Here is a 22,750-nt window from a genome sequence, read left to right on the forward strand (position 1 = left end):
TAAGCTTTATACAATAAAGGAGGAATGTTCGGAATGGTTATAAATATGGAGGATTCTGCTATAGAAGTTTCTGAAAGTCCGGTTCCGGGCATTTTGCTGGCCAGCACCTTCCGGTCCCCATATGGATATTACACTTACCGGCCTAACGGTACACGGGATTGGTTGATTACTTATACACTTTCTGGAAGCGGTATATACAGCATCAACAACCGTATACATCGCTGTTCGCCGGGAGATCTATTTTTACTTTCCCCTGGAACTCCTCATAACTATCGGACAGCAGAAAACGAGGTTTGGCACTTTATGTGGGCACATTTTGTTCCGAATCCTACCTGGTCGGACTTGCTCCACTTGCCTAGACGAGATGAAGGCTTGTTCCATCTGCATATTTCCCGAAACGACATTCGCAGGAGAGTGATCGCTGCCTTCCGGCGAATTATCCGGAACTGTGTTGCTCCCGATGAATTTCAGGATCGATTGGCACAAAATGCAATGGAGGAATTATTACTTCATCTCGCCAGATACAATGCCCAATTTCACCGAAGTACCCTCGATTCCAGAATCCTGAGCACCTTGGAATTTTTAAACAATAATATGCAGCAGACACATACCGTTGAAAGGCTAGCTTCAAGAGTCCTGCTCTCCCCTTCAAGGTTTGCTCATTTATTCAAGTCAGAAACAGGTGACTCAGTTATCGAAACCTTGCTCAAGATAAGGCTGCGTCATGCTTCACGTCTTCTGGCTCACACTACGCTATCGGTTGCTGAAGTTTCCGATAACATCGGATTTCGAGATCCACTTTACTTTTCCAAGCAATTTTCATCTTTTTTTGGTATGAGCCCAACGGCTTACCGTAGAAAAAACTTCGACAATCTGGAAGCTTTGAAGCAATAGAGACTCACGACTCACGTGCACGCGTTGCGGCGTATCATGGCGGTCGGTCGAAACCCCACTAATCCTTAAAGACCGCTTTTCGGGAGTGTAGAAGGTAGGCTATAATAGGTTGGATGAGATGAACCCATTGATAGACTAATCAAATTAGAGAGAAACGAGGGATTGCTATGAAACATCCTCATATCGTTATTGTCGGCAGCCTGAACATGGATTTGGTCGTTACTACAGAAAGAATGCCCCGAATCGGAGAAACTATAGAAGGACAGCACATTCGCTATTTACCTGGGGGTAAAGGGGCCAATCAAGCCGTTGGCTGCGCCAAGCTGGAAGCTGTTGCAACAATGATCGGCTCCGTTGGAGACGATGTGTTCGGAAGCCAAATTATTCAGCAATTAACACAGTACGGGGTAATGACTGAACGTATTTCAGTAATAGATCAGGTGCCTACAGGGACCGCCACTATCTTACATACAGCTGAGGATAACTGTATTGTAGTTGTCCCCGGAGCTAATGCTCACACAAATGAACAGCTCGTTGCTGAGAATGAATCCTTGATCCGTGAAGCCGATATAGTGCTCCTGCAGTTGGAAATACCAACACCTGCTGTTAAGCTAGCTTTGGAAATTGCACATTCGAATGGAGTACGAACCGTATTGAATCCCGCTCCAGCCAAAATCCTTCCAGACGAGATTCATGAATTAATCGATATTTTGACACCAAATGAAACTGAATTCGAGCTGTTATCCCAACGAACCTATGCTAACGAAGAAGAGCTTACCGAGGGGATGCGTAAGTGGGAGAGCCTGCACAGACAGACCTTGATAGTAACACGTGGGGAACACGGAGTATCTTATTTGGAGAATGACCAATTAATGACGATTCCTGCCATTCGGGTTCAGGTTGCAGACACCACCGGAGCAGGAGATGCCTTTAATGCAGCATTATGCTGTGGACTAGCTTCTGGGCAATCACTGGAATCATCCATTCGTTCAGCGGTGAAGGCCGCATCCCTATCCGTCACTAAGTTCGGAGCACAAGACGGTATGCCTACGCTCCACGAGGTAACTAAAGCCTAACACTAACCATCAAAGCAAAACCTTAGCTTCGAATGCAGAATCCATTCGAAGCTATTAAGGCTTGCTCCAGCAGCTTACGTTCTAATCCTTTACACTTGTTATTGTCAATCACGGCTCAGAACCGAAATCAACGCTTGACGAAACTATTCGATTTCGGTTCCTTAACACGCTCAGCGCTTGACAAGACCTTATGAAAAGCAATGACAGCGCACATGGCATTATTCGAAGCTATTGTCTACCACCAAATCCTGCATTTCTACAGCCTTTTAGCCGTTTTATCGGCAGTATTGGTGAATTCATGCAAATGTGCAGCTCTTTTTTCACTCTTAGCTGAAGCCGGACCTCTTTGCATTAAATTGCTGTACCTTTGCAGTTCTTCCTCTCACAAGCCAATTTCGGTAGCTAATAACTGCATGTTTGCAGGATTGTGCAGGCTGATGATCGGAGGAGGGGCAAGCACTGTTTTTAAGGTTGAACCTCAATTACTATTGTATTCATCACCCCGCAGCATTGCTGTTGTACCCGTTCTAGATAATTCCAGAATTCCGTATAGCTGCAAAAGCTCAATCATAGCTTCGATTTTCCCCAACTCCCCGACTACTTGAATGATCAGGCTATCAGATGAAATATCAATTACTGATGCACGGAAGGTGTCAACCACTCCAAGAATTTCTGGGCGTTTAGAGGACTCCGCGGTCACTTTGATAAAGGCGAGCTCTCTCGCTACAAGCGGTTTTGAGCTTAAATGGGATATTTGAACAACATCAATGAGTTTGTTAAGCTGTTTTTCAACTTGTTCAATAGTTCGTTCATCGCCCGTAGTCACAATAATCATCCTTGATAATCCAGTCTCTACGCTGCTCCCAACCGTGATGCTATCGATATTGAACCCACGGCGACCGAACAATCCCGATACTCTTTGTAAAACCCCTGGTTGATCATTAACCAGGATAGAAATGATATGCTTATTCATCATTCGAAATCCCCCATTATCATCTGATCCAATGTCGTTCCAGGGAGAACCATAGGATATACATTCTCTTTTTTCGGCACTACAAACTCAACTAGTACAGGTCCAGGTATGTTCAGAGCCTCCTGCCAAATACGCGAAGCGTCTGCTTTATTACTTGCTCTTAGCCCTTTAATTCCGTAAGCCTCAGCCAATTTCACGAAATCGGGACTTCCCGCAAGATCGATGTGGCTGAAACGATTTTCGTGAATGATTTGCTGCTGTTGTTTGACCATACCCAATACTTGATTGTTGATCACGACAATTTTGACCGGAATATGATTAATGGCACAAATAGCCATCTCTTGTGCACACATCTGCATGCCCCCGTCACCGTTTACAGAGATCACAAGTCGGTCCGGATTTCCTACCTGAGCCCCTATAGCAGATGGGAATCCGAATCCCATGGTTCCAAGACCTCCCGAAGTTAGGAGTGAGCGTGGATGTTTAAATTTGTAAAATTGAGCTACCCACATTTGGTGCTGGCCCACGTCAGTGGTAATAATCGCATCCCCTCGGGTTGTCTCATTAATCATCTCTAGAACATATTGTGGTTTAAGCTCCGTTTCGGAATCTTTATAACGCAATGGATACATTGCTTTATTTTCATGGATTTTATGGATCCAACTACTTGATTGGGAGGGCAAAGCTTTCGTATTTGCATATTTAAGTACAGCCTTAATATCGCCGATACAAGCAATATCCGTTTTGATGTTTTTACCAATTTCAGCCGGATCAATATCGATATGGGCAATCCGTTTGGCACAAGGAGCAAAACCATCTACTTTCATCGTAACCCTGTCATCAAACCGTGAACCTATAGAGATAATCAGATCGGCATTTTGAATGGCCATATTCGCCGTATACGTACCATGATGGCCTGGCATTCCCAGCCACAAATCGTGAGCGCTTGGGAAACCGCCCAAACCAAGCAATGTGGTTGTAACAGGAATTTTCGTTTTATTCACGAACTCTAGCAGCTCATTTGACGCATTAGAATAAACAACCCCACCTCCGGCTATAATAACCGGTCTTTCGGACTCGGCAATAGCCTGAATTAACTCATCTACCTCAGCCTGATTAGGACTCGGAGTCCCATTGTATCCACGTAAATTGATAGGGTTGGATGGTTGAAATAGCATTGTTTGATTGGATACGTCTTTAGGGATGTCGATCAATACCGGACCTTTCCTTCCAGTGTTTGCAATATGAAAGGCTTCATGGATGATGCGGGGAAGGTCGTGTATGTCACGAACTAAGTAACTGTGTTTAGTTATTGACATGGTAATACTAATGATATCTGCCTCCTGAAATGCGTCCGTACCCATCACAGTTGTTGGAACATTACCAGTAATGACCACGAGGGGTACAGAATCCATATAAGCAGTTGCAATTCCGGTCACTAAGTTTGTCGCTCCTGGACCAGAAGTGGCAATACATACTCCAACTTTTCCTGTAGATCGGGCATAGCCGTCCGCTGCGTGAATAGCTCCTTGCTCATGTCGGGTCAAAATATGTTTAAAATCTGGATTGCCCACCATTGCATCATAGATATAGAGAACATTTCCTCCTGGGTACCCAAACACACATTCAACACCTTCCCTTAGCAAGCCACGCAAAAGAACCTCTGATCCAGTGATCAATTCCTGAGATTGTTGAAGCGAGTGGTCTGTGGATGTGAATAATTTTTCCATTTAACTGCCTCCTTTAATATCAAATAACCCCTTTCATCCGAAGGCGACAGAATGCTGCTGCCAGCCTATAGGGACGAAAGGGGTAAATTTTCGTGGTACCACCCTGATTTACTGAAATCTTGCGATTCCAGCCTCATGAGGCAAGGGTTCCCTTACCTGCTGCACGATAACGTGTGCCATTCCGTTTGAGCCTACTCAGCCAATCTGAACCTATACGTGATTCGGCTTTTCGATCAAAAGCTCCGAGACGACATCATACAAGGTTTATGGCAAAGGTTTCAGCTGTTCCCTTGCTCTCTGGGCATAAGTGCCTTTGTATTTTATTCTCTTCAACGCTTTTTCATTTTAAAATACAGCAAACCCCTTTCATCCGAAGGCGACAGTATGCAACTGTCGAGCCTATAGGGACGAAAGGGGTAAATTTTCGTGGTACCACCCTGATTTACTGAAATCTTGCGATTCCAGCCTCATGAGGTAAGGGTTCCCTTACCTGCTGCACGATAACGTGTGCCATTCCGTTTGAGCCTACTCAGCGAATCTAAACCTATACTTGATTCGGCTTTTCGATCAAAAGCTCCGAGACGACATCATACAAGGTTTATGGCAAAGGTTTCAGCTGTTCCCTTGCTCTCTGGGCATAAGTGCCTTTGTACTTTATTCTCTTCAACGCTTTTTCATTATTGAAATACAGCAAACCCCTTTCATCCGAAGGCGACAGAATGCAACTGTCGGGCCTATAGGGACGAAAGGGGTAAATTTTCGTGGTACCACCCTGATTTACTGAAATCTTGCGATTTCAGCCTCATGAGGTAAGATTTCCCTTACCTGCTGCACGATAACGTGTGCCATTCCGTTTGAGTCTACTCAGCGAATCTGAACCTATACTTCTTGATTCGGCTTTTCGATCAAAAGCTCCGAGACGACATCATACAAGGTTTATGGCAAAGGTTTCAGCTATTCCCTTGCTCTCTGGGCATAAATGCCTTTGTATTTTATTCTCTTCAACGCTTTTTGTGATGGTTTTTATGATAGCATAACGCTTCGCATTTTTCAATTACCTTGTTTGATATAGACCTCTATAATTTCCAGCTGTCTATTAGCCCTCAGACTATGTTTCACTCCGCATGGAATTTCCAGGACATCTCCCGCCTTAATAGTACCGATTACATCATTCAAGGTGAACTCCCCTGAACCCGAAATAACGGTCCAGATTTTCTTTATCTTCATGTTACTGGGTTCATCAATCTTCTTTCCGTGGTTAATCACCATTTTGCTAGTCACTGTTTCTGTTTCCTCATCTCCCTTGGACAAATCCAATACTCGAGATGTTCCCCAGCTTTTTTCCTCGTACATAGTCCTTGCCCACTCATGGCTAAGCCTTTGTTTAATTTGACTGGACTTACTTTTACTTGCCACAAGGATACCATCTGGACTTGCCGCTACGATTGCATTGGGTACATCGATGATGTGAATGGGAATAGGCAGCTCATTAACCAATTGAGTATTTACCGAGTTATGACAAAGCTCACCTATACCAATAACACTGCTTTCCAGATGATTGGTTAAGGTATCCCAGCTGCCCAGGTCCTTCCAGGCTCCATCATAGGGGATTACCACGGAATGAGCTGTTTTCTCTACAACTTCGTGATCAAAGCTCACCTCGGGAAGCTCCTTATAGCGTTCATGCAATGGATCATAATCAATGGGCAGACCTTTATTCTTCAAATAGGAAAGCATGAAATTTAAAGAAAACGCAAATACACCGCAATTCCAAAGCGCATGTTGATTGATTAAGCGAGTCGCTATCGTTTCGTCAGGCTTTTCTGCGAATTGAGCGACGGAGTAAAAATCGGATCCACTGTTTACATACGGTACGATATAGCCATACTGGTTAGATGGATGTCTAGGGACCGTTCCAATAAGAGCAAGATCCGCTTGGGAACTGGCAAGGGCATCATGTAATTTGTAAAGTAACTGAAAAAATGCAGTTTCAACAAACACATCAACAGGCAGAACACAAATCGTTTCATTCGGATCCGCATTCAGCTTGGAATGAAAATAGGCTGCTGATAATGCTATTGCCGTAAAAGTTCCCCTTTTATAGGGTTCACAGATTATCGGAACCGTTTCACCGATATGGTTTTGTGTAATTTCAAATTGGCTTTTATGTGTAACAATCGACGTATTTGGCAGCAACCCCACCGCATCTAATTGTCTGCAAACTCTCTGAATCATGGATTCCTTCCCGCCATCCTCAGAGTTTAAAAGTTTAAGAAACACTTTTGATCTTATCTCGTTAGACAGAGGCCATAGTCTTTTTCCGGAACCGCCAGACAGTAGAACGATTCGCAAGATTTTTTCCTCCTCCCAACAGAATAACGTTTTCTACTGCGTGCTTCAAAGAAATCCCAGCTCGGTTCCAAGATAGCCTAAGCATATCTTTTCTGCCTTGTTGTCCCTTCTTTTTGCACAGTGAAGGGTTTTGATACGCGACTCTCATTTGTTTTTTTAAGCTGCTTATATCAACTTCCGCCCATTGCTGCCCCTTCTCTGCGAACAATTGGCGAAATTTGCGTGAAATAGAGTGCTTGCTACTCATGCTGCTCGCAGGGTTCTTCAACTTATACGATACTAGGAATGAATTTCTATGAGTTAGGAAGTCCTTGTGTCCACCCCAACCGGTAGCAATAACTGGAACACCGCTGGATAACGACTCAAGGAATGGCAAGCCGACGCCCTCACCTCGAGTAGGCAGAACAAATACATTGCCTAACGTATAAATCCCTCTGAGCTTCTTAGAGCTAACCTGCCCTGCGATGACCTTAACGGGAGCTGTTTTCTTGACAATACCAAGTCTGCTTTTGTATCTCCTCATTTTATTTTGTATCCATGCTCCATTCTCATAGGAAGCGTACCCGTTCGTTTTGATTACTAGAAGCACTTTGTCGGCAGCGGAAAAGGCTTCCCAGTAAGCCCTTAATAAGGCTTCGGGATTTTTACGGTGCTGGAATCCAAATACAGATACAAAAACAAACCTTCCCTTTGCGTTCGCTAAAGACAGCTTCTTATTGCTGGGTTTATACTTTTCGGTATGAACTCCATGAGGAACTATGAATATGGGAACCCTAACCCCGCTATTTCTCATAGCCTGCTTATTTTGAAGTGAGGGAACGCATACCGCATCGAACTTATTCATATTGGATAACCAACGCCTAGGAATTTTTGTCGTCTCCCATACGGTGTTTAGGATGATTCGATCATAAGCTTTTCTTTCCTTGCTCATATTAATAGTATGGGGCAGATGATGATATATTAATATTTTAAGTTTCCTTTGGCTTCCATCTTTAGACAAATTCCTTCCTGAGGCTCCAACAGAAACATCAACTCCCAGCCGTTTTAATGCATACACATACTCTCTGCTGGCAATTCCTAGGCCGCTTGCTTTTTTTACTGGACCTTTCCAGACTACCTTGTAATTTGTCAATGCCCTCCCGCCTTTGATTTTATTACATACCCTTTACGCTTGTGGAAGGAGATAGATCGATACTTTTGGGCTAACTGTTTTATTCTTGATTTGGAGATTTGCGTAACGTTCATATTTAAGCTTTTATTTCTTGCACTCTTTAAGAGAAGTGCCCCAGGGTTTTTGGAGTAAAGGTAGTTCGCATATGTTTCAAACTCAGAAAAACCAAATTGCTTCGATTTGTTAATACTATGCATTATCGCGGAATACCAGCTTCTGGTGGGATGTTTCGATTCAATATCCTTCTTCAGCCTGGCCACCTTCGCTTTTTCAAACAGCATGTAATGGGTAACAAAAGAGGTCGGGTGGGGTGCTTTTCTTTTTAATAGCTTTTTATAGGTTTTAAAATATTCAGGCTGGCTCCAGCCTCTGCAATAAAATACAGTTTTCTTTCCTGATTTGAAAACATGCGGGCGAATTAACACCGTATCAGCGTCAATTACTAAATAATAGTTCGAGCTGCACAGGGTATCGCCTCCCAGCTTCAATAACTGCTGAAACAACCAGCCCGAGCGATCCCATCTCTTGGAACGATAATGAATATTGGATTTTGTAATAGGGAGAACCGTATTTTCATCGATAAATTTACATCCTTTTTTAATACATAAATCAATAATTCTTTTCTTTCTTGGAGCAACAATCATGAAGTCCCCGATAGGATGCTTAACATTCCTTCTTACAGCATCAATAACAAAGGGAAGTGTCCCTAAATCCTTCTCTATCGCTGGGATGAGGATATCTATTCGGGTTTTACTTCTTACTATTTTTGTTTCTTTCGAGGACATAGCTTCATCTCCAATTTTGCAGGTTTGGATTTATGATATGCCAATGTAGGCGAAAAGGAATGGGCTCTGGCTAATCCATTGGACAGAGCTTACTTTTTACGAAACCTTCCGTTTAATCGAGCATAATGGATGACTTTACGAAACATCCGTTTATCCTTTAATTGATTAAATATCAAAGGATCTGGGGCCGTATTCACTTCAAAAATCCAAGGCTTCAGCTCTTTATCGATACCAATATCGACTCCAATTTCTCTAAATCCCGGGTAATGCTTGTTTAGATGTACGGCAATTTGATAGCCCAAGTTTTTCAAATCCCTTATATAGGCTTGCTTCTGCTCACCCTGTACAAAACGTTCAAGCAAAGTCTCCAGCGGCAATGGCTTTCCACTATTATGGAAATTGGTGACTATTTTTTTGGGGTGGGCAACTCGACCGATATAACCGCTCGCTTCCCATTTCCTTTCCCTATTTTTTTGGACCATAATTCGTATGTCAAATACTCGGTTATTATATTTCAGCATGTGGATCCCTTTTTGGACTAAATAGCTGCGTTTCAGCTTTGATTTCGAGATTGAGGAATACATGGCATCATAATTACCAAAGCTTCTAGATGCAGTCCCATGCTGGTACCGGTATTTCGATCCACTTTTAGTCCGCTGTAAGTCCACCCTTATGACGCCTTGCCCGAAAGAACCATTAACAGGCTTCACATAAACCATTTGATACTTTTTCAACAAAGAAAGAACCGAAGATTTGTTGAACAGCCTAGTTTCGGGGATATATCTACGAACTTTATTGCTTTTTAATAAAACTAACGTTTTGGTCCACTTACTTGTCAGGGTACGAATGGTATTCTTTTTTTTCACTACATTTCACCCTTCTACAAAAAATTTTCAGATAGCCATAATCAACATACTTTATTCCGAAATGCAAGTTATCGGCATGGATGAATACCTAAGAGCCAAAATTTTTCCTAAATATGAATAAATTTTTCTTTTTTAAAATGGATTTTATGATAAAATATCGTACGGTAAGTTAACTCAGTTCATGGCTTAAGCCAAAACTCTAAGGAGGATCCACCGTGTCTCGCATCATTCAAGTTGATGAACGCCCCTCAATTGGGGAAAGCATTCCGCTTAGTCTGCAGCATTTATTTGCTATGTTTGGCTCCACCGTGCTGGTACCTATTTTGTTCAAGGTCGATCCAGCCACCATCCTGCTGATGAACGGGATAGGAACTTTGCTTTATATCTTTATGACAAAAGGAAAAATCCCGGCCTTTTTAGGGTCAAGCTTCGCCTTTCTATCACCTGTATTCATCGTTCTAGGCTCCAAAGGTTATAGTGCAGCATTAGGAGGCTTCCTCGTTGTGGGAGCGATTTTCACACTCGTCGCCTTGCTAATACGCGCTGTAGGAACACGCTGGATTGACATTGTGTTTCCGCCTGCAGCCATGGGTGCGATAGTGTCCGTTATTGGATTAGAGCTGGTGCCTACAGCTGCCGGTATGGCTGGCTTTATCGCTCCAAGCGGTGCTCCAGCGGGCTGGTCGCCAGATCCTACCGCTATAACGGTATCTATTGTTACCTTATTGGTTGGGGTAATAGGCTCCGTAGTATTTCGTGGTCTATTGAAGGTCATTCCGATTCTGGTATCCATTATTGTTGGTTATATTATTGCAGCCTCGCTTGGTTTGGTACATATCAGAGAAACTTTGGGAGCCGCAGAATGGTTTAAGCTACCGACCTTCTACAGCCCTACCTTTGATTGGGTGAGTATTCTAATAATTGCCCCTGCGGCTCTCGTCGTAATTGCGGAGCATATAGGGCACTTGATTGTCACCGGTAATATGGTAGGGAAAGACTTATCCAAAGACCCTGGGCTTAGCAGATCCTTAATGGGCAATGGAGTCTCCACCATGCTTTCCTCTTTGGTTGGCTCAACGCCTAACACTACCTATGGAGAAAATATTGGCGTCATGGCTATTAGCCGTGTATATTCCGTATGGGTTATTGGCGGGGCAGCGATCCTTGCGATTGTTCTATCCTTTGTTGGTAAAATATCAGCGCTGATTCAAACCATTCCGACCCCTGTCATGGGTGGTGTTTCGTTACTGCTGTTTGGTGTCATCGCTGCTTCCGGTATCCGAATGCTTGTAGAAACCAAAGTGGATTATTCCAAACCAGTCAACCTTATTCTGACAACTGTAGTTCTTGTAATTGGCCTTAGTGGCGCGACTCTGAAGTGGGGACACTTCGAATTGAAGGGTATGGCTCTGGCTACTATCTCTGCCATTCTGCTCAGCCTGTTCTTCAAGCTGCTAGAAACCTTTAAGCTTACCAATAATGATTAATCATTTCCCCCAAAAATAAGCAGCGCCCGACAGAGACCCTATGATCTCTGTCGGGCGCTATTTATTTTGCCAGCCCTTTTATAAGGATTTCCCAAATATTGAATTGTTCCGTCACTATGAATGACTTGGATGTCTGTGGCAATTTTACCAAAGGCTCGTCTCCAGATCACAAAGGGCTTACTTTAGACGAGATTGGTTTGAACCCAGATCACATCTTTTCTACTCTAAGCGTCATTTCGCATCTGCTTTAATTCATGCATCACATTCCCTAACGCGCCAGACGGTAATCCGAGCGTTTCATGCAGTTTGCGATAATTAGTGAATAACCGGTCATACTGGGTCTTGACCTCTTTATTCGGTTGGATGTATCGCTCTTGTACTTGCCCCATCGCTTGAATAGCTTCGTTCAAACTGTCGTATCCACCCGCTTCTTTTCCCGCTGCAGCTGCACCACAAATCGCGGCTCCTAAGGCTACAGGTTGACTGGACTTTGCCAGCTTGATCTCCTTACCCAGTACATCGGCGAATATTTGCATTAATAATTTATTCTTTTGCGGTAGCCCGCCGCAAGCGTATAGCGACTCAATCTTAACACCGCCCGCTTCAAAGCATTCGACAATACGTCTCGTACCGAACGCTGCAGCCTCCAGCAAAGCACGATACATCTCAGCTTGCGTCGTGCTTAATGTAAGACCGACCATTAGGCCCGACAATTGTGGGTCCAAAATCGGCGAACGGCCTCCGTTCCACCAATCAAGAGCGAGAAGTCCAGATTGGCCAGGCTTCAGCTTCTCAGCTTCTCTCTCCAGCCAGCCATGAACATTGATCCCCTCGGCAGCTGCCTGATGCTTGATCTCATCGGATATCGAAGTCTCGACAAACCAGGCAAACATATCCCCTACCGCTGGTTGGCCAGCTTCGTATGCAAACAAACCCGGTACAATTCCATCCTCTACAACACCGTTAACCCCTTCGATAAGCCTCTCCTCATCACTCAAAACCATGTGGCATAATGAAGTTCCCATTGCCAGCACCATACTGGCAGGTTCAGTTACGCCACAGCCGAGCACCGCTGCATGCGCATCAATAATCGCAGTCGATACGGCAGTTCCAGCCTGAAGTCCCAGCTTCTCTGCCATCCTCGGCTCCAGCCCCCCAGCACGTATGCCGACCGGATGTATAGCTCCAGCCAGCTTGGTTTCATACAAATGCTCCAAGCGAGGATCCAATTGCTTCATAAACTCAGCAGACGGATAGCCTTCCGACTTGTGCCAGGTTCCCTTATAGCCTGCACAGCAGCTGTTACGTACAAGTTCACCGCACAGCTGCCATACCACCCAATCGGCTGCTTCTGCGAAATAATGCGCCGCTTGGAACACGCTGGGCGATTGCCCAGCTGTCTCCAGAATCTTAGGCAGCAGCCATTCCGAGGATATGCTGCCCCCATAACGCGGAAGGAACGCTTCGCCTCTCGCCTTCGCCAATTCATTCATTTGCTCAGCTTGCATTGCGGCTGCGTGATGCTTCCACAGCTTCACCCAGCTGTGCGGATCGTCCCGGTGTTCCTCTAGTAAACATAGAGGAACACCCTGCTCATTCACCGGCAGCACCGTGCATGCGGTGAAATCGATCCCGATGCCAATAACGGCATCGGGCTGCACTCCAGCCTGCTGCAGCACCGCAGGCACGGATTGGTACAGCACATCCAGGTAGTCCCCTGGATGCTGCAGCGCCCACTCGTGCGGGAGCCGCACCTGCGAGCCGGGAAGCTGCCGGTCGATGACGCCATGAGCATATGGCGTCACATGCGCGGCCATTTCCTCTCCGGTGCTTACATCAACCAGCACCGCTCTACCGCTCTCCGTGCCATAATCTACGCCTATGGTATATTTAGGGATTCGCTCTTCTCTCATACAATTCTTGCCTCCCGCTCTCCCCTATTTATACAGCGGCCCTAATTGAGCGCATGCACGATAATCCGCCGACTCCTGATTCGCCGTCCCGAATGCTGTCCATACGCTTGGTCTGAAGATGCTTTCTTCCGCTACATTATGCATACTGACAGGGATACGCAGCATTGAAGCCAAGGTAATAAGGCTGGAGCCAATATGACCGTAGCTTAATGAACAATGGTTCGAACCCCATGCATTCATAACAGAGTAAACATCGCTAAATACACCTTCTCCTGTTAAGCTCGGCACAAACCATGTCGTTGGCCATGTTGGATTCGTCCTTTGATCCAGTACATCATGAATTTCTTGCGGAATGTCCACCGTATGGCCTTCGGCAATTTGCAGAACCGGCCCCAAGCCTTGCACGAGGTTGATACGTGCCATCGTTACCGGCATTCCACCAAGTGTTTGATAATCTGTCGAGAATCCCCCGCCACGGAAGAAATCAACAGCCGGACTCCAAGCCGTAGCCTTCAAGCATTCCTGTACTTCGTTATCCGTAATCTCCCAGAAAGGCTTCATTGCCGGTTTTCCATCCTTCGTCTGACGTCCGGTACCATCTAGTGATGCTGGTCCCGAATTCGTGAGATGAATGATCCCGTTCTGCGCCAGTCCGGTTAGCTCGCTTCCAGTTACTCTTTTTACTGCATCAGGGCTCCAATAAGTGCGCACATCAGCAAATATTTGAGCTGCATCTGTCAACAGATGACCGAATAGCATCGTAACCGCGTTAAGCGTATCATTCTCCGTGGAAAGAACATAGGGCTCGCGAATTCCGTTCCAGTCAAAGGAAGAAGTCAAGATCGCTTCCATAAAGTCTCCGTTAGGGAAGTGATCGGTCCACATCCGTTGTCCTTGAAAGCCTGCTGCGATTGCATTATGACCAAGTGCTTCCTCACCGTAGCCCATCTCCGCCAATTTAGGGTTACCTATCATTAAATCCCTTGCTATCAGCGTCATTTGAACGACTGTTTCCCAATCTTGAACCTTCTCATCTTCAGTTCTTTTGAGATGTTCTGGGTTCACATCAATACCTTCACCGCAATTTTCCTTCGTCCATTTTAAAGCTCTTTCAAACTCGTCTTTATCATAGATGCCCCGCTCCATTCGGCGAACGAATTCTGTCATGTCTACATACTCATTGCGCATGCCAAGGTATTGCTGGAAAAACGATTCATCAGCGATACATCCGGCAATTCCCATCGATACGGAGCCAAGCGACAGATAGGATTTACCTCTTATTGAGGCTGCTGCGAGCCCTGCTTTGGCGAATTGTATGAGTTTATTCTGAACGTCGTCAGGAATACTGCCATCTCCCATATCCTGAACGTCACGCCCATAAATGCTGAATACCGGCAATCCCTTCTGGTTATGCGCTGAATTAGCTGCTGCTAGATACACCGCTCCTGGCCGCTCCGTACCGTTAAAGCCCCAGATAGCTTTGGGAATATGAGGTGAAGTATCGATTGTCTCTAATGGATAACACCAGGATGGTGTAACCGTAATTGATACACCCACTCCTGCTCTTTCAAACTTAGCAGCCGTTTGGGCAGCTTCTGCCACACCTCCGATACAAGTATCGGCTATGACACATTCTACAGGGAGACCATTAGCATGTTTTAGATTACTGCTTAACATCTCTGCAACCGCTTTTGCCATATTCATTGTTACGTCTTCCAATGATTCTCGAATCCCACCTCTACGTCCGTCAATTGCAGGGCGAATACCAATCTTAGGCATGTCGCCTACCAAGCGGTTCTTTACATTCGCATTACTCATGAATAATTCCTCCTAATAATATAATTTATAAGTACATGTAAACGATAACATAAAAGTGTATGTGTGTTATCGTTTACACATGACAAGAAAGGAAACCGCTAGGAGAATTGCTTCTCTAAACGCGGTGTAAAAATACGTTTTTCCCTGCCTATACCTTCTCTTTCCAGACGTTTAAGCGTGAGCTCTGCAACGGCTTCCCCTATCTGCGCAGGATTCTGATATATGATGGACAGACGATGAGAGAACAAAGGTGCGGCGTCCAGTTCTCCGAAAGATATCACTTCCACGGAGTCCAGGTCCAAGCCTCGTTCTTTCATACCTAAATAAAAACCGTAAGTCATTTCATTATTAGAGGAAAAGATAGCAACTGGAGGCTCTTCTGTTTCCATGAAGAAATTGCAAGCCTGAATACCTGATGCTCTTGAATAATCCCCAGCATAAAATTTCGTCTCAGAAATCTGTATGCCTACTAACGCAACAGCCTTTCGCGCACCTTCCAACCGCTCCCTAGCCGTGCTGATATGCTGCGGCCCACCGATGATTCCGATCCTATCTCCATACTTACTGAGTAGATAGCCCATTGCTTCTTCAGCAGCACCAGCGTTATCCTCAACGACCAGATCCGTGTGCACACCATCAATGATACGATCAAGCAGTACAACAGCTGTTCCTGAGTGGATCAAATGCTTCACAATCTCCGCATTTTGTCCGGTGCCGGCTAGAATCAAAGCTTCAATTCGCATGCCCTGCAGTAATTGTATGGCTTCAAGCTCCTTCTCAGGGTCCTCCACTGAATCCATATAGATCAGATGATAGCCTTTCTCGAGCAATCGCTGCTGCACAATCCGGGCCACACCCATGAAATAAGGGTTAGTCATATCGGGCAGTACAATGCCCACGGTACGCGACTTCTCCTGTTTCAAACTGCGTGCCAGCACATTCGGCTGATAGTTGAGGCCCTTCATCACCTGCTCCACATGAAGGCGTACCTGGTTACTGACATATCCGGTCCGATTAAGAACGCGAGACACTGTTGCGGTGGATACGCCAGCAGCTAGTGCAACGTCTTTGATAGTTATTGAACTCACACTGTATTCCCCGATCCTTTTAGCTGTAAGCATGTAGTATAACGTTTACATGTCATAATGTAGCATAATAAGTTTTATTTAACAAGATACTTCATTTAGAATCATGCATTCAACCATTCGAAGGCTAATCCAGCTCTGTAAACAACCCGTCGATTATTTCTCTTTGTTTTTCTGATATTCATACTTTCAATCCGCTTCCAAAGAGCAGACAATCCCACAACTGTCTACTCTTTTATGATTCTTATCCCGCCAATCACTGAGCTGCCTGCTCTTCTTCACTTTCAACCCGCTGTCTCCGCTTTACAAACAGACTAATAATGGACATAACCGCCAAACCACCAACAAAGCCGCCTAAGTGCGCGTAAATATCTACATTCGGTATAAGGATCGAATACACAAAGCCCATAATGACAATGATCCTCACTGTTTGTTTCGTCTGGTAGTCGATCAGATCCTTGCGGAGTACCGACATGTATAAGTATGCTCCATAAACACCATAGATGGCACCAGACGCTCCAGCCCCAATATAGTAATCCGAGTGCAGCCAAGCACTAACTATATTTCCAATAATGCCGCAAGCAAGATAGAACAGCCCGTAACGCCAAGCACCAAGCATTCGTTCAAGTGGTGCCGCGAATACATACAATGCGAAGCTGTTGAACAACAGGTGTTCAAAACCAATATGAAGAAATATCGCCGACACATAGCGCCACGGCTCTGGCCGCATGTTAGGAAGATCGAACATCGCACCGAAATGAATCAAGGTCACGTTATCTTTGGAGGAGCCATACCATTCCATAGCTGCCATAGCAATTAAATGAATCACAATGATCACAGCCGTAACCGGATAAAGCTGGATGAACTGCTTTAAGCTTTCTCTTCTAGCAAACACATATCTCTTCCCTTCTGCTCCTGCTGTTATTCTCCCTATTCTACGATCACATGTATTTCTCTATGCTGAAAATGTTGACTTTATGAACTCTCACTATTATAGCCCAAATTATCTCCCAATGAAAAAAAGCACCTCGCTCCATTGGATAATGGCGACTTTCGTCAGTTCCATTTCACCTTTTTTGCATAAGTGCACTCTATTTCTGGCTCTACACCTTAACCAATACACCTGTTTAGCACTGGTTTGGGTTTTGAACTCTACCCTATTTATTTAACATATCAGACTTCCAGCTTAAAGTTGTGCTTCAAATGCTCCGAAATCGATGTGAAATTAAAGCTTTTCAAGATGTCTTCCAGCTTAGCTTCCGTTCCGCCTATATTGTAATAGTGGATAAAATGCTCCTTGCGTGGAAGTATCAGCTTAGCTTCATTAACATTAACCTCTCGAGGGTGCAGATAGACAATGGAGCTCTTTCCTTGACGATTGGCTGAACGAATGACTTGCTTGATAAAAAACTTAGGAAAAAATCGGAAATAAAAGCCCCCCGAATAGCCCATATTCTTGCCTGACAGCTTCATAACAGACATCGGAACCTCATAAAGATTAAGCTCACGTCCATTAACCTTGGGCCTATGTATCTCCGTAGGTGCTGTGGGAATTCCGTACAGAAAAGTTTTTACCGGAAAAATACTGGCATCATACTTCATCCCTAACTCTTCTAGCGCTTCAAGATAATGCAGATTGCTTTCCACAATAGACCATGATGGCGCACGGTACCCTAGAACCTTGCTGCCTGTTATATCCTCCAGAATATCCACGGACTTTTTCACATCAGCCTTAAACTCTTGAATCGTCTGCTTGTAGGCTAATTCATGAGCATATCCATGGGACGCCACATCATGCCCTTCCTGCGCAATCGCCCTTACAACGTCCGGAAAATGCTCTCCAATATAACCTAGAACGAAGAACGTTGCCTTACAGCCAGTCTCTCTGCATATCCGTAGAAGCGTATCCATGTTGGATCTGAAATGGGAGGGCTGGCTGAGATCGGGCTTCACATCATCATAATTAGCGTGAAACCATTCCTCAATGTCAAAGGTCAGCATATTGTTAACGCTGGGTACCTGAGAGGTTACTTGAGAAGCTCCGCTATGTGTTGCTTCCTGTTTAGTCAATTTTCTTTCTCCCTTTTATCGCAAACGAGGTGCTTAGCGTATTCGAGAAAAGCCCTTGCCCATCCCCTGTTGTCACAAATTTGAAAGGATGATAAATATTCAAAAACTGTATTTGTTCAAAGCCGTGTGCTTCGAATACCTTTTTTAGTTCATCCATGGCGTACATTTTGTCAAACTTTTTGCTCTTCTCAAATAGCCTTAATACTTTTCTTTGTAGGGAGCCTTTGTTTAAAGTTTGGATAAGCAGTGTTCCACCCGGCTTAGTAACCCTTGCCAGCTCTCCAATGACAGACTTATATTGTTCGATCAGTTGAATAACGCCGATACATAATACCACGTCAAATTTACCCGCTTCAAAATGCAATGCCGTCAAATCATCAGCCGATGTTTGTAGACCTCTACCCGCAGCAAATTCAAGGCTTTTCTCTGAAAAGTCTACACCGTATACCGTATTTTGTTTAACTAATGGCTCACTGAAAGCACCTACTCCGCATCCAGCATCCAATATTACCTTACCTTTGGATTCCCCCAACCAACGCAAGGTATTATCTCTCTGCATAAAAAAACTTTCGTCATCGAAATAGTCAGATGATTTGACAGACGCTCCATGAACCTCTGCTTTTTTGTCAAAGTACTGCTTCCAGTTAGAACTACTCATTTTTACTGCATCCCCCGATTATGAAAAATATGCATATCACGCAAGCTTTCCTATGGAAAGCTCAGCCTACCCTTTCGTAGCAAAGCTTTCCTTAGGAAAGCTTTTAAGGCAGCAAATACTTAATCAGCTGTTTACCTACTCTGTCGGTAATGAAGCTTGGCGTAACCTTCCAAAGTTCCACAAAAAAATGGAGACTTTGCTTATCGGGTGGCCCCGACTCCTTACCGCTGCCATTATAGACCAGGTACTTGAGCTGCTCTGGCTTTGCTCCCCATTGTTCCTTGTATTTATAGGTTCCCGAGCCAGTCTGCGACCTCCCAAGGTCCAGAAACTTCAACTTGTTTCTTATGCCAAAACGCACAGCTTCCCAGTACATAAAATTATTCAAGTATTTATTGTTATACTCCGAAAGATTGGCGCCGTACGGATAATACAACGTTGAGTTCGAAGGGCTTGTCAGTAGCATCATCCCGCCTACTACATCACCAGTCTGATTATCGAGAACAGACAGCAAAAAAGCATGATCAGGCAAGTACTCAAGAAAACTCTTAAAAAAGCGGATATCCTGGGCAGGAGAACCGAGCTGCTTCATCCTTTTGACATACACCTTATAAAAGGCATCCATATGTGCAGTGTCAAAAGAAACAGAGAACCAGTTGTTTTTATATACCTTGCGTACATGATTTCTATTGCTGCTAGTAGATTGTGATAGCACCTCATCCTCATCCTCAGATAGAGAAAGCACAAAGGTGTGATTATGAAGATTCAAGCTCCACTCGGAGCTGTCAAGGCTTTGATCCTTTAATCTCATCTCTAAATATCTAAGATGGTATTTATCCTTTAATTGTATCAGAGAATCCCTCGTAAACTTGAAGGCTTCTTCACTGTCAGCGCAAATGTCGGTATAGTTGACAAAAGGAAGCGATACACCGACCTTTTTAAGGCCCAGATTCCGGCCCACTATAAGTGGAATTATCGCGCAAATACGGTCCTGCTCATTAAGAATGACATGATATCTGCACCTGTAGCCGAACGAGCTAATCAGGATTTGTCTGAATGCAGTGGTATGAAATACCGTGCCTCTCGACCATGCAAATCTATCCCACTCATCCTTCATGGCTTCGGTATATTCAACACACCTGAACATGAAATGTTATCCTTTCAACCAAAAAAATACACCTACTAATATCAATCCTGTGCCTGTCCATTTCATCATACTGATCTGCTCGTTGAACACAAGAAGGGAGACAGCAATCAGCAAAACATATTGAGCACTGGATACAAAAGTAACATAGCTTAAATCAAACTTAGACAAGCAATAAATCCACAGAATAGCAGCTATGGCGTAAAGAGTAAAGCCCGATACGATAAGCGGCGAAGTCAGATAACCAAGTATAATCCCCTTTAAAGGTCCATCGAAGGGAACGGATTTGCTGCCCAGCTTCAGCACGGTATTCGCAATTACTGTCATAGTCATACTGCCAAAAAGCAATAAATAATTAATTATTATTCACCCTCGCTAATTTTCTTCTCAAGCTGCTCGAGCCTTAGCTTTGTTAAGCCTAATTCTTGAGTCAGAGCTTTGTTGTGCATCTTTATACCCGATATACTAACACTCATATTTAATAGAAGCAGATAAGCGCTAGCGATTAGTATCGCAAAGAAAGCAGATGGACCATAATCAACGCCGATCAATCCAGAGAACCAATCAATCAGATCCCTGAAAATAGACATGACTAATGTAAATAATCCGATCAGAAACCACACCAATGAATATTTTTCTCTAAGCAATCTTGCCCTTACCATTAAAAAAACTGAGATAATCATGATCAGACTGAAGGCAACTCCCATCAGCTGAACGTTGTAAAAATGCCCGCTATCTATGACGCATTCACCACCTTGTCCGGGTATAGGAGAAGAATATGGACAGAATAACCTTCGCCATATAATAAGGACTTTTTATTGGTGTTATAGAGGACGTACCATGCTCACGTTCTCTCATTTCAACACCTACTTCACTAATATGGAGTCCATGTTTTTTCAAAAGGATAATGGCATCAGGTTCAGGGTAATCATCTGGATAGTATTTGGACAATAAATGTATACTCTTTCTATTATACATCCGAAATCCTGATGTACTATCCGTAACCTTCGTTTGTATCAAAAGTCTGAACAGATAATAGAATACCTTGATCCCCAATCTTCTCGACCATGTGGTTTGGAAAGATTTAATATCCAGGAATCTTGAACCTATAACCATGTCACTGCCGCTTTGAACCATAGCCTCATATAGTTTGATCACTTCTTTGGGCATGTGCTGCCCATCTCCGTCGACCTGCACCATATAATCATAACCATTAGCCAATGCATACTTAAATCCGGTCTGTACGGCGCCTCCAATGCCAAGGTTATAGGGCAGATCCACAACCTTCACGCCCTCCGACTTCCTAGCATTGATCGAGGTACCGTCATGGGAGCAATCATTGATAACCAAAATATCATAATCCGCTCCACTTTCTCGAATATCCCAGATTACCTTCTGGATGTTGTTCTGTTCATTAAAAGCAGGAATAACAATCAGTATTTTTTCTTGTCCCATAGCAGCTTCCCCGCATATTTTTTTATAATAGTCATTGCTCCATGAAAGATGGTTTTTACTCCATAAGCAGCCCCAATTGCAAGAAAAGGCAAGGCAGGAGCCTTATATCTATACATTCCATCTATAAAAATAAGAATGCAGAACGCATAGACAGCAAGTACAACCAGCCATATAATGGACACCTTTCTGAACAGCCCATTAACTATAGCAGCAATGGTTCCAGTCAAGAACAATACTGTTGGCAGAACATACCAGACGAAACGGGTAATCCCTCGGAAAGTGCTTAAGTCTGTCTCCCATACCCACCAGCCGAGAAATGCAATAGCCCTTCTTCCGTATAATATTAACACATCATCCCAATTATTTATTAAAAAACTTAAGATAAGGCTTCCAAGTATATTAATAGAATAATCCGGTTTGAAAATGTAGTCATAAGTAGATTCCTTATCATAGATCCAGCCATGCGCGTAAATATTGTACAATACTAGCTTAGCATTATACTGCACAGACTCAATAAGGGGATTAAGCTTGTCACCGACGATCAAATAGATAACGGCTGCGACTGCAGCAACCACAATGGATCCGATAACCAGCCTGTACTTTTTAGCAAAATCCAGCAGTGTTTGTTTGTCGAGCCTAAACAGGAAATAAATCATAATGAAAGCTAGAGAGATAACACCTGTTGGTCTAAATACCAGCATATATAATGAGGTCATTACAAACAAAATCGTGTACTTTCTTTTTTTCGATTCTAAAGACATGAGAAGGAAATAAACACATAGAAGGAGTAAGCTGATGAAAAAGCTATCAGAAAGTATATACGTGGACCATTTGGTAATGTTCCAAGAATAGGAATAAAAAATGGAAGCTATTACAGCCGTGCTTCTATTAAACAGCATTCGTGCGATTTTATATACAAGAATAACACTCAATCCTGCCGTTAGCGCCTGTATGAACACAATAGCAACAGTGTCTTTGAATAAAGCAAGCAGCAGCGTTAGCAGTATATTATAGCCGAAATATAAAATGTCGTTCATATGCAGACCAATTTGGAAGTTTGTCAGCAAAGCGTTTGCATATTCTATATACCATTGGGAATCCTCGGAATCAGGAAAGCCTTTACCCGAGAACCATATACGCATAAAATTTCCCAATCTCATCGATAAGGAGAAGATTACTAGAGGAATAATATAAAGGAACTCTCGATCCTTGTATTTAAGATATAGTTGGTACATTTCACAGCTCCAAGTCACAGCATAAGTTGTATCACAAT

The 22,750-nt window shown here is 43.9% G+C and carries 20 protein-coding genes and 3 other annotated features; of the genes, 3 read left to right on the forward strand and 17 right to left on the reverse strand.

The features are described 5' to 3' along the window. Positions 1–33 precede the first annotated feature (33 nt). Positions 34–894: a helix-turn-helix domain-containing protein gene (locus tag GC093_RS34145; protein WP_171656417.1), complete on the forward strand. Its 861-nt coding sequence runs from the start codon at positions 34–36 to the stop codon at positions 892–894. Between the two features lie 167 nt (positions 895–1,061). Further along, complete coding sequence (gene rbsK, locus GC093_RS34150; RefSeq protein ID WP_171656418.1) at positions 1,062–1,970, forward strand: ribokinase; 909 nt, start codon at positions 1,062–1,064, stop codon at positions 1,968–1,970. 478 nt (positions 1,971–2,448) lie between these two features. Here the strand turns inward: rbsK and ilvN are convergent, their stop codons facing one another. The 6 genes from ilvN to GC093_RS34180 form a co-directional block, all read right to left on the reverse strand. Further along, the gene (gene ilvN, locus GC093_RS34155) at positions 2,449–2,946 is read right to left on the reverse strand and encodes an acetolactate synthase small subunit (protein ID WP_171656419.1); all 498 of its coding nucleotides are present in this window, start codon (positions 2,944–2,946) and stop codon (positions 2,449–2,451) included. Beyond that, positions 2,943–4,673 carry a biosynthetic-type acetolactate synthase large subunit gene (gene ilvB / locus GC093_RS34160; protein WP_171656420.1) on the reverse strand — a complete coding sequence of 577 codons (1,731 nt, stop codon included), beginning with the start codon at positions 4,671–4,673 and terminating at the stop codon, positions 2,943–2,945. Before ilvB ends, ilvN begins: the two co-directional genes overlap by 4 nt. Positions 4,674–4,739: 66 nt before the next feature. Then, positions 4,740–5,015 (reverse strand) — a binding site (T-box leader). Positions 5,016–5,073: 58 nt separating this feature from the next. Then, positions 5,074–5,349 (reverse strand) — a binding site (T-box leader). Between the two features lie 59 nt (positions 5,350–5,408). Further along, positions 5,409–5,687, reverse strand: a binding site (T-box leader). Positions 5,688–5,723: 36 nt separating this feature from the next. Next, positions 5,724–7,025 (reverse strand): sugar phosphate nucleotidyltransferase, encoded by a 1,302-nt coding sequence (locus GC093_RS34165; protein WP_171656421.1) that lies wholly within the window; start codon positions 7,023–7,025, stop codon positions 5,724–5,726. Beyond that, the gene (locus GC093_RS34170; protein ID WP_171656422.1) at positions 6,970–8,157 is read right to left on the reverse strand and encodes a glycosyltransferase family 4 protein; all 1,188 of its coding nucleotides are present in this window, start codon (positions 8,155–8,157) and stop codon (positions 6,970–6,972) included. Before GC093_RS34170 ends, GC093_RS34165 begins: the two co-directional genes overlap by 56 nt. Then, positions 8,154–8,981 (reverse strand): DUF6492 family protein, encoded by an 828-nt coding sequence (locus GC093_RS34175; protein ID WP_171656423.1) that lies wholly within the window; start codon positions 8,979–8,981, stop codon positions 8,154–8,156. Before GC093_RS34175 ends, GC093_RS34170 begins: the two co-directional genes overlap by 4 nt. An 89-nt stretch (positions 8,982–9,070) precedes the next feature. Next, a complete protein-coding gene (locus tag GC093_RS34180; protein ID WP_171656424.1) occupies positions 9,071–9,847 on the reverse strand; it encodes a YheC/YheD family protein in 777 nt (258 codons plus the stop codon). A gap of 215 nt (positions 9,848–10,062) precedes the next feature. On the opposite strand from GC093_RS34180, the gene uraA reads away from it, so the two are divergent. Continuing rightward, positions 10,063–11,334 carry a uracil permease gene (gene uraA, locus GC093_RS34185; RefSeq protein ID WP_171656425.1) on the forward strand — a complete coding sequence of 424 codons (1,272 nt, stop codon included), beginning with the start codon at positions 10,063–10,065 and terminating at the stop codon, positions 11,332–11,334. Positions 11,335–11,558: 224 nt separating this feature from the next. Here the strand turns inward: uraA and GC093_RS34190 are convergent, their stop codons facing one another. The 11 genes from GC093_RS34190 to GC093_RS34240 all read right to left on the reverse strand — a co-directional run bounded on the left by GC093_RS34190 (position 11,559) and on the right by GC093_RS34240 (position 22,712). Next, positions 11,559–13,247 (reverse strand): ribulokinase, encoded by a 1,689-nt coding sequence (locus GC093_RS34190; RefSeq protein ID WP_171656426.1) that lies wholly within the window; start codon positions 13,245–13,247, stop codon positions 11,559–11,561. A gap of 24 nt (positions 13,248–13,271) precedes the next feature. Then, positions 13,272–15,065: an L-fucose isomerase gene (locus GC093_RS34195; protein ID WP_171656427.1), complete on the reverse strand. Its 1,794-nt coding sequence runs from the start codon at positions 15,063–15,065 to the stop codon at positions 13,272–13,274. Between the two features lie 98 nt (positions 15,066–15,163). Next, positions 15,164–16,153, reverse strand: a complete 990-nt coding sequence (locus GC093_RS34200) for a LacI family DNA-binding transcriptional regulator (protein ID WP_171656428.1) — start codon at positions 16,151–16,153, stop codon at positions 15,164–15,166. 253 nt (positions 16,154–16,406) lie between these two features. Beyond that, positions 16,407–17,045, reverse strand: coding sequence for a rhomboid family intramembrane serine protease (locus GC093_RS34205; RefSeq protein ID WP_171656429.1), 639 nt, complete (start codon positions 17,043–17,045; stop codon positions 16,407–16,409). A gap of 278 nt (positions 17,046–17,323) precedes the next feature. Next, on the reverse strand, positions 17,324–18,220 hold the full coding sequence (locus tag GC093_RS34210) for a polysaccharide deacetylase family protein (protein WP_216624998.1): 897 nt from the start codon (positions 18,218–18,220) through the stop codon (positions 17,324–17,326). Then, positions 18,213–18,878, reverse strand: coding sequence for a class I SAM-dependent methyltransferase (locus tag GC093_RS34215; protein WP_171656430.1), 666 nt, complete (start codon positions 18,876–18,878; stop codon positions 18,213–18,215). The genes GC093_RS34210 and GC093_RS34215 overlap by 8 nt, the downstream gene beginning before the upstream one ends. Before the next feature lie 103 nt (positions 18,879–18,981). After that, on the reverse strand, positions 18,982–20,025 hold the full coding sequence (locus tag GC093_RS34220) for a GNAT family N-acetyltransferase (protein ID WP_171656431.1): 1,044 nt from the start codon (positions 20,023–20,025) through the stop codon (positions 18,982–18,984). 6 nt (positions 20,026–20,031) lie between these two features. Beyond that, positions 20,032–20,355 carry an EamA family transporter gene (locus GC093_RS34225; RefSeq protein WP_171656432.1) on the reverse strand — a complete coding sequence of 108 codons (324 nt, stop codon included), beginning with the start codon at positions 20,353–20,355 and terminating at the stop codon, positions 20,032–20,034. A gap of 29 nt (positions 20,356–20,384) precedes the next feature. Beyond that, positions 20,385–20,729 carry a DUF2304 domain-containing protein gene (locus tag GC093_RS34230; RefSeq protein ID WP_281365361.1) on the reverse strand — a complete coding sequence of 115 codons (345 nt, stop codon included), beginning with the start codon at positions 20,727–20,729 and terminating at the stop codon, positions 20,385–20,387. Positions 20,730–20,769: 40 nt separating this feature from the next. Continuing rightward, positions 20,770–21,477, reverse strand: coding sequence for a glycosyltransferase family 2 protein (locus GC093_RS34235; protein ID WP_171656434.1), 708 nt, complete (start codon positions 21,475–21,477; stop codon positions 20,770–20,772). After that, positions 21,456–22,712 carry a glycosyltransferase family 39 protein gene (locus tag GC093_RS34240; protein WP_171656435.1) on the reverse strand — a complete coding sequence of 419 codons (1,257 nt, stop codon included), beginning with the start codon at positions 22,710–22,712 and terminating at the stop codon, positions 21,456–21,458. The genes GC093_RS34235 and GC093_RS34240 overlap by 22 nt, the downstream gene beginning before the upstream one ends. Positions 22,713–22,750: the final 38 nt, after the last annotated feature.

Origin of the sequence: Paenibacillus foliorum (genome assembly GCF_013141765.1) — a bacterium.
Classification (GTDB): Bacteria; Bacillota; Bacilli; order Paenibacillales; family NBRC-103111; genus Paenibacillus_S; species Paenibacillus_S foliorum.